The organism is Vibrio sp. V08_P9A1T1 (genome assembly GCF_963874405.1).
Taxonomy (GTDB): Bacteria; Pseudomonadota; Gammaproteobacteria; order Enterobacterales; family Vibrionaceae; genus Vibrio; species Vibrio anguillarum.
Genome location: NZ_CAWNIB010000118.1, coordinates 1 through 5,414, shown reverse-complemented (window position 1 = coordinate 5,414; position 5,414 = coordinate 1). Strand labels below are relative to the sequence as shown.

Below are 5,414 nucleotides of genomic sequence, written 5' to 3'. Positions count from 1 at the left end.
GCTTTAAGCAAGATAATAGACGACTAAATATAAAATAGGCGGCCTCTGGCCGCCTATTTTAATTGATAAGTTTGCTTACAAACCAGCGTCGGCAAAGACTTGATTAACAATCTGTTGCGCTTCCGCTTCGATTTGCTTGAGGTGCTCATCGCCCTTAAAACTTTCACAATAGATCTTATAAATATCTTCTGTGCCTGATGGACGAGCAGCAAACCAGCCATAATCAGTGGTCACTTTTAATCCACCGATGGCTGCGCCATTGCCGGGAGCATGCGTCAAGCGGGCTGTGATCTCATCTCCCGCTAATGTTTGCGCAGAGACCATCTCTGGTGATAATTTGCTCAGCACTGCTTTTTGTGGGCCATTTGCGACAGCTTGAATACGACTATATTTAGACTCTCCATGTTTCGCGGCCAGATCTTCATAATATTGCTGCGGATTTTTACCTGTGACAGCGGTGATTTCCGCCGCCAGTAAGCAAAGGATAATACCGTCTTTATCCGTTGACCAAGGCGTTCCGTCTTTACGCAGGAATGACGCACCTGCGCTCTCTTCACCACCAAAACCGAAGTGACCACTGTATAGGCCATCAACAAACCACTTAAAGCCGACAGGTACTTCACACAGCTCACGGCCAAGATCGGCGACCACACGGTCAATCAATGCACTTGATACTAACGTTTTACCAACAGCCACTTCTTTACGCCATTGTTTGCGGTGACGATACAGATAATCGATGCATACGGCTAAGAAATGGTTTGGATTCATCAAACCTTTCGGAGTGACAATGCCGTGGCGGTCGTAGTCAGGGTCATTACCAAACGCGAGATCATACTGATCTTTTAACGCTAATAACCCCGCCATTGCATAAGGAGAAGAACAGTCCATACGCACTACACCATCTTTATCGAGTGACATAAATTGGAATGTCGGATCCACCGCTTCGCTCACCAGTGTTAAATCAAGCTGATACGCTTTGCCAATTTGACGCCAGTAATCAATACCACTGCCACCGAGCGGATCAACACCCAGTTTTAGATTGGCTTTTCGGATGGCCTCCATATCAATCACATTCACTAAGTCATCAATATAAGGTTTCACAAGATCAACTTGTTTAAACAGCGGCGATTGCTTTGCCGACATAATAGGCAGACGCTTCACGCCTTGCATGCCTTCTGCAATGATCTCATTGGCTCGGTTTTCAATCGCTTGGGTGATTTCCCCTTCAGCAGGGCCGCCATGGGTAGGATTGTATTTAATACCACCATCTTGTGGTGGATTATGAGAAGGTGTGATCACAATCCCATCAGCTTTTTGCGCGTGCTTCAAGTTATGAGTCAAGATTGCGTGTGAAATACCCGGCGTTGGCGTATAGCCATTATCCTGTTGAACGATCACTTCAATTTCATTAGCGATCAGTACTTCAAGTACACTAGAAAAAGCAGGCTCAGAGAGTGCGTGCGTGTCTTTTCCGACAAAAATCGGCCCAGTGGTTCCTTGCTGAGCGCGCACTTCTGCTACCGCTTGAGCAATAGCAAGAATGTGGTTTTCGTTAAATGTCGATTTATCCGCGCAACCACGATGCCCCGAAGTACCAAATTGTACTTTATGGTCTGGGTTAGCCGCATCAGGTTGAAGTAAAAAGTAGTTTGCAACGAGCGCAGGGATATTATGTAAGTCTTCCTGCCGTGCTTTTTGTCCGGCGCGTGGGTGCATAGCCATTTTTGACATCCTTTCTTAAAATAACAACGAAATAAAAAGCCTCATGATACGGACTTAGTGGTCCGCAGTATGAGGCTTGAATCAGATTTTTATCTATGAATGGGCACAAATCAGATTGAGTGCGTCACTTTCTCAATAATGTCACTCGGGAAATTCATCAATACCATCAGCTGCTCGATCATCTGTTGTTTGCGGCTAGTATTGTTATTGGTAATGACCCAAAATGGTGTGTTTGGAATCGCTCTTGGCTTGGTTGTCTGCCCACTAGCAAGCAAGGTTTGCTCGTTGTCAGCAAAATACACACGCTTACGTCCTTTCACTAAGGTCGCTTCAGCAAAACTTACTGGATCGATACGGTATAAGGTTGAAAGCACCAACATAAAACGATCAATTGCTTTTTTCAAAGCCGCAAATTCATCAGAAATGAGCAAAGAACGCATCTCTTTTACGCTATCAATCTGTATCTCTTGTACGGCATCTTTACTCACAACAATGCCCTTGGGCTCGGTACTTACTTGCGTCACGACCGCTGCTGCAGACACTTTACCGTCAACATTGAGCAAACGGCGTAAAATATCCGACGCGCTTTCTCCAATATGTTGGGTTTGGCTGGCAATATAACGGTATAGATCCTCATCAACCTCAATTGTTTTCATTCGCTTTTCACAATCTCAATGTTTAAACTCTGAGGGATTATAGCGAGATCTTCACTGATACTCTACGTTAAACCAATCACTAATAAGATAAAATGTCAGCACTTCTTAATTACAAACTCGAAGGTGAAGGTCACACCGTTGTTTTGATCCATGGTTTATTCGGCAATTTAGACAACCTAGGTTTACTTGCAAGAGACCTAAAAGCCGATCACCAAGTATTGAGTATTGACTTGCGTAATCACGGTCAATCATTTCACAGTGAGGAACATGATTACGCGAGCATGGCATTCGATGTTGCTAGTTTACTCGAAGAGTTAGCTTGTGATTCAGTCACGCTGATTGGCCATTCAATGGGCGGTAAAGTTGCTATGAAGCTGGCTGACATCGCCTCATCCAAAGTCGCCAAACTGGTGGTTTTAGATATGGCACCCGTCAGCTATCAGCATCGGAAACATGATAACGTACTGGCGGGGCTCAACGCGGTTATTGCGCAGCAGCCTACCTCGCGAGCAGAGGTCATGGCCATTTTAGCGCAACATATTGAGCTAGAAGGCGTACGACAATTTCTCAGTAAATCGTTATTTAAACGAGAAGATGGTGTAATGAGCTGGCGTTTTAATGTTCCCGCCATTGAAAAAAATTACTGGAATATTTTAGGCTGGGAACCAATCCCTTGCAGCTCTGTTCCAACCTTATTGGTTAAAGGCAGCAACTCTGACTATCTACTAGCGGAACACCAAGAAATGATCCAGCAGCAGTTTAGCCAAGCGAAAGCGCACGTCATCGCCAACACAGGGCACTGGCTACACGCAGAAAAGCCCGTTGAAGTTTTACGAGCGATCAGAAAGTTCATTGGCAGCTAGCCGCTTTACTGTGAAACAACAAGTGTGAAATAGGTACCAATGCGCGCATTAACTTTGACGAATAACAGTGTTATAGTGCGCTCAAGCAAATTGGCATAAAGGATACCCATGCTGTACGACTACATGAACATGCTTGAGTCGATTGGACTCGATCTTCTTTTTGCGTCTATATTTTTTCTTATCGGTATGGCAATAAAAGATGTCCTTAAGCAAGGTAATGTACCGCCATTTGGGCGCCGTATTGTATGGCTAGTTCTGTTTTTAGGTTGTGCTGGCTTTATCCTTAAAGGACTTATCCAACTCAGTTGGGAAGGCACCGGACTGGGGTAAAGAACACGCTCATCCGCCAGAAAATGACAAATTAAAGGTAATGATTCTATGGCAAGTGTAGGCCTCTTCTTTGGTAGCGATACCGGTAATACTGAAGCCGTTGCGAAAATGATTCAAAAGCAACTGGGTAAGCAGCTCGTTCACGTTCAAGATATTGCGAAAAGCAGCAAAGAAGACATTGATAATTTTGACTTATTGTTACTGGGTATCCCTACTTGGTACTACGGTGAAGCGCAGTGTGATTGGGATGATTTTTTCCCAGAATTAGAAGCGATCGACTTCTCGACGAAATTAGTTGCTATTTTCGGTTGCGGCGATCAAGAAGACTACGCTGAATACTTCTGTGACGCGATGGGTACAGTGCGTGACATTATCGAAAGCAAAGGCGCAACGATTATTGGCCACTGGCCAACTGAAGGTTATGAATTCGAAGCCTCTAAAGCCTTGGTTGCAGGTGACAATAGCCACTTTATTGGTTTATGCATCGATGAAGATCGTCAACCAGAGTTGACTGAACAGCGCGTCAGCACATGGGTTAAGCAGATTTATGAAGAGATGTGTTTAGCCGAACTTGAAGGCTAATCTCTTAAACATAAAAAATCCCCTTGCGAGGGGATTTTTTATTGACCCGTATACAACAGCACTCTTTTCTTTACCAAAGTAGACGGCCGATAAATGGAGCAAGCAACACAGTGACCATGCCCGCAATCATCATCACCACACTCGACACTACCCCTTCAGCATTGCCAATTTGATACGCTTTTGCCGTTCCTGCACCGTGCGCGGAAGCGCCAAGACTGGCTCCTTTACCAAGCCCAGAGCGAATGGATAATAACGCTAACACCACTTCACCTACCGCCATGCCTATCACCCCAGTAAGTACCACAAACAGAGCAGTCAGATCACTTTGCCCACCAATTGACTTCGTCGCCTCAACAGCAAAAGGCGTGGTAATCGAGCGCATCGCTAAACTGCGCTGAAGCATATCGGGTAATTCAAACCAACGAGCCAACAAAACCGTGCTCCCCACAGCCACCACAACCGATACGATCACTCCCACGGATAGAGAGAGCCAGTGGCGCTTGATCAACAATCGGTTGTCATAGACCGGAATAGCAAAAGCCACTGTCGCGGGTCCAAGTAGCCACAATAACCAATGAGATTCTGCCATATAGGTTTGGTAAGGGATGTGAAAGATCATCACAACAGCCACTAACAATATAGGGGCCAATAGCAGCGGCATTAAAAAAATAGAACGTTTACGTTGATAAAGGCACTTGCTGCCATAGTAAAAAGCCAAGGTTAACAGCAAGCAAAATACACCAAGCAGCGTTGAGGTAAGTAGTGAGCTCATGATGAACGCTCCACTTTGGTTAGGCGTATTGCCCGGTTGCTTTTTCTACGCGCTAATATCAGCTCTAAACGATACATTTTATCAACGGTCCAAGCAGTAATAGCAATGACCATGATGGTACTGATGACAAGTACCGCCATAATTCGTAACCCTTGCTGTTGCATTAACTCTTGATAGTTAACGACCGCAATGACCGCTGGTACAAAGAACAACAGCATTTCCGCCAATAACCAAGTTGCTCCCTTGCGCAGCCAATCAACTTTTACAACTCGCATAATCACTAAAGTTAACAGCAATAGCATGCCCGTTAAATTTGCTGGTAAAGGAATATGAAAAGTGCTGACTAGAAAATCCGCCAAAAACCAGATCATTGATAGCGCAACAACTTGTACCACTGTTTGCAGATTGTTTTTTACTCTTTGGCTGTTTCTTATTCTTTGCATGATGAGACTAATGCCGTTTTGTGAAATTAGTCACATTATATTAAGC

At 44.7% G+C, this 5,414-nt stretch carries 7 protein-coding genes; 3 read left to right on the top strand and 4 right to left on the bottom strand.

Annotation, left to right across the window (positions count from 1 at the left end):
* Nucleotides 1-75 precede the first annotated feature (75 nt).
* On the bottom strand, nt 76-1,722 hold the full coding sequence (pgm, locus tag AACT21_RS06045; protein ID WP_094164491.1) for a phosphoglucomutase (alpha-D-glucose-1,6-bisphosphate-dependent): 1,647 nt from the start codon (nt 1,720-1,722) through the stop codon (nt 76-78).
* Between the two features lie 110 nt (nt 1,723-1,832).
* The gene (gene seqA, locus AACT21_RS06040; protein ID WP_010318681.1) at nt 1,833-2,378 is read right to left on the bottom strand and encodes a replication initiation negative regulator SeqA; all 546 of its coding nucleotides are present in this window, start codon (nt 2,376-2,378) and stop codon (nt 1,833-1,835) included.
* A 92-nt stretch (nt 2,379-2,470) separates the two neighbouring features.
* On the opposite strand from seqA, the gene AACT21_RS06035 reads away from it, so the two are divergent.
* From AACT21_RS06035 to fldA, 3 genes are all read left to right on the top strand, one after another.
* Nucleotides 2,471-3,241 carry an alpha/beta fold hydrolase gene (locus tag AACT21_RS06035; RefSeq protein WP_017045728.1) on the top strand — a complete coding sequence of 257 codons (771 nt, stop codon included), beginning with the start codon at nt 2,471-2,473 and terminating at the stop codon, nt 3,239-3,241.
* A 108-nt stretch (nt 3,242-3,349) separates the two neighbouring features.
* Nucleotides 3,350-3,571, top strand: a complete 222-nt coding sequence (locus AACT21_RS06030) for a DUF2788 domain-containing protein (RefSeq protein ID WP_010318683.1) — start codon at nt 3,350-3,352, stop codon at nt 3,569-3,571.
* A 48-nt stretch (nt 3,572-3,619) separates the two neighbouring features.
* A complete protein-coding gene (gene fldA, locus AACT21_RS06025; protein WP_013856340.1) occupies nt 3,620-4,153 on the top strand; it encodes a flavodoxin FldA in 534 nt (177 codons plus the stop codon).
* Nucleotides 4,154-4,223: 70 nt separating this feature from the next.
* On the opposite strand, the gene AACT21_RS06020 is transcribed toward fldA, so the two are convergent.
* Entirely contained in the window at nt 4,224-4,925 is a 702-nt protein-coding gene (locus AACT21_RS06020; RefSeq protein WP_013856339.1) for an LrgB family protein, read from the bottom strand.
* Complete coding sequence (locus AACT21_RS06015; RefSeq protein ID WP_013856338.1) at nt 4,922-5,368, bottom strand: CidA/LrgA family protein; 447 nt, start codon at nt 5,366-5,368, stop codon at nt 4,922-4,924. The genes AACT21_RS06020 and AACT21_RS06015 overlap by 4 nt, the downstream gene beginning before the upstream one ends.
* Between the last annotated feature and the right edge of the window lie 46 nt (nt 5,369-5,414).

Coding starts and splice junctions, on each gene's coding strand:
- AACT21_RS06030 (WP_010318683.1), top strand. CDS start 3,350: ATGCTGTACGACTACATGAACATGCTTGAGTCGATTGGACTCGATCTT.
- fldA (WP_013856340.1), top strand. CDS start 3,620: ATGGCAAGTGTAGGCCTCTTCTTTGGTAGCGATACCGGTAATACTGAA.
- AACT21_RS06035 (WP_017045728.1), top strand. CDS start 2,471: ATGTCAGCACTTCTTAATTACAAACTCGAAGGTGAAGGTCACACCGTT.
- seqA (WP_010318681.1), bottom strand. CDS start 2,378: ATGAAAACAATTGAGGTTGATGAGGATCTATACCGTTATATTGCCAGC.
- AACT21_RS06020 (WP_013856339.1), bottom strand. CDS start 4,925: ATGAGCTCACTACTTACCTCAACGCTGCTTGGTGTATTTTGCTTGCTG.
- AACT21_RS06015 (WP_013856338.1), bottom strand. CDS start 5,368: ATGCAAAGAATAAGAAACAGCCAAAGAGTAAAAAACAATCTGCAAACA.
- pgm (WP_094164491.1), bottom strand. CDS start 1,722: ATGGCTATGCACCCACGCGCCGGACAAAAAGCACGGCAGGAAGACTTA.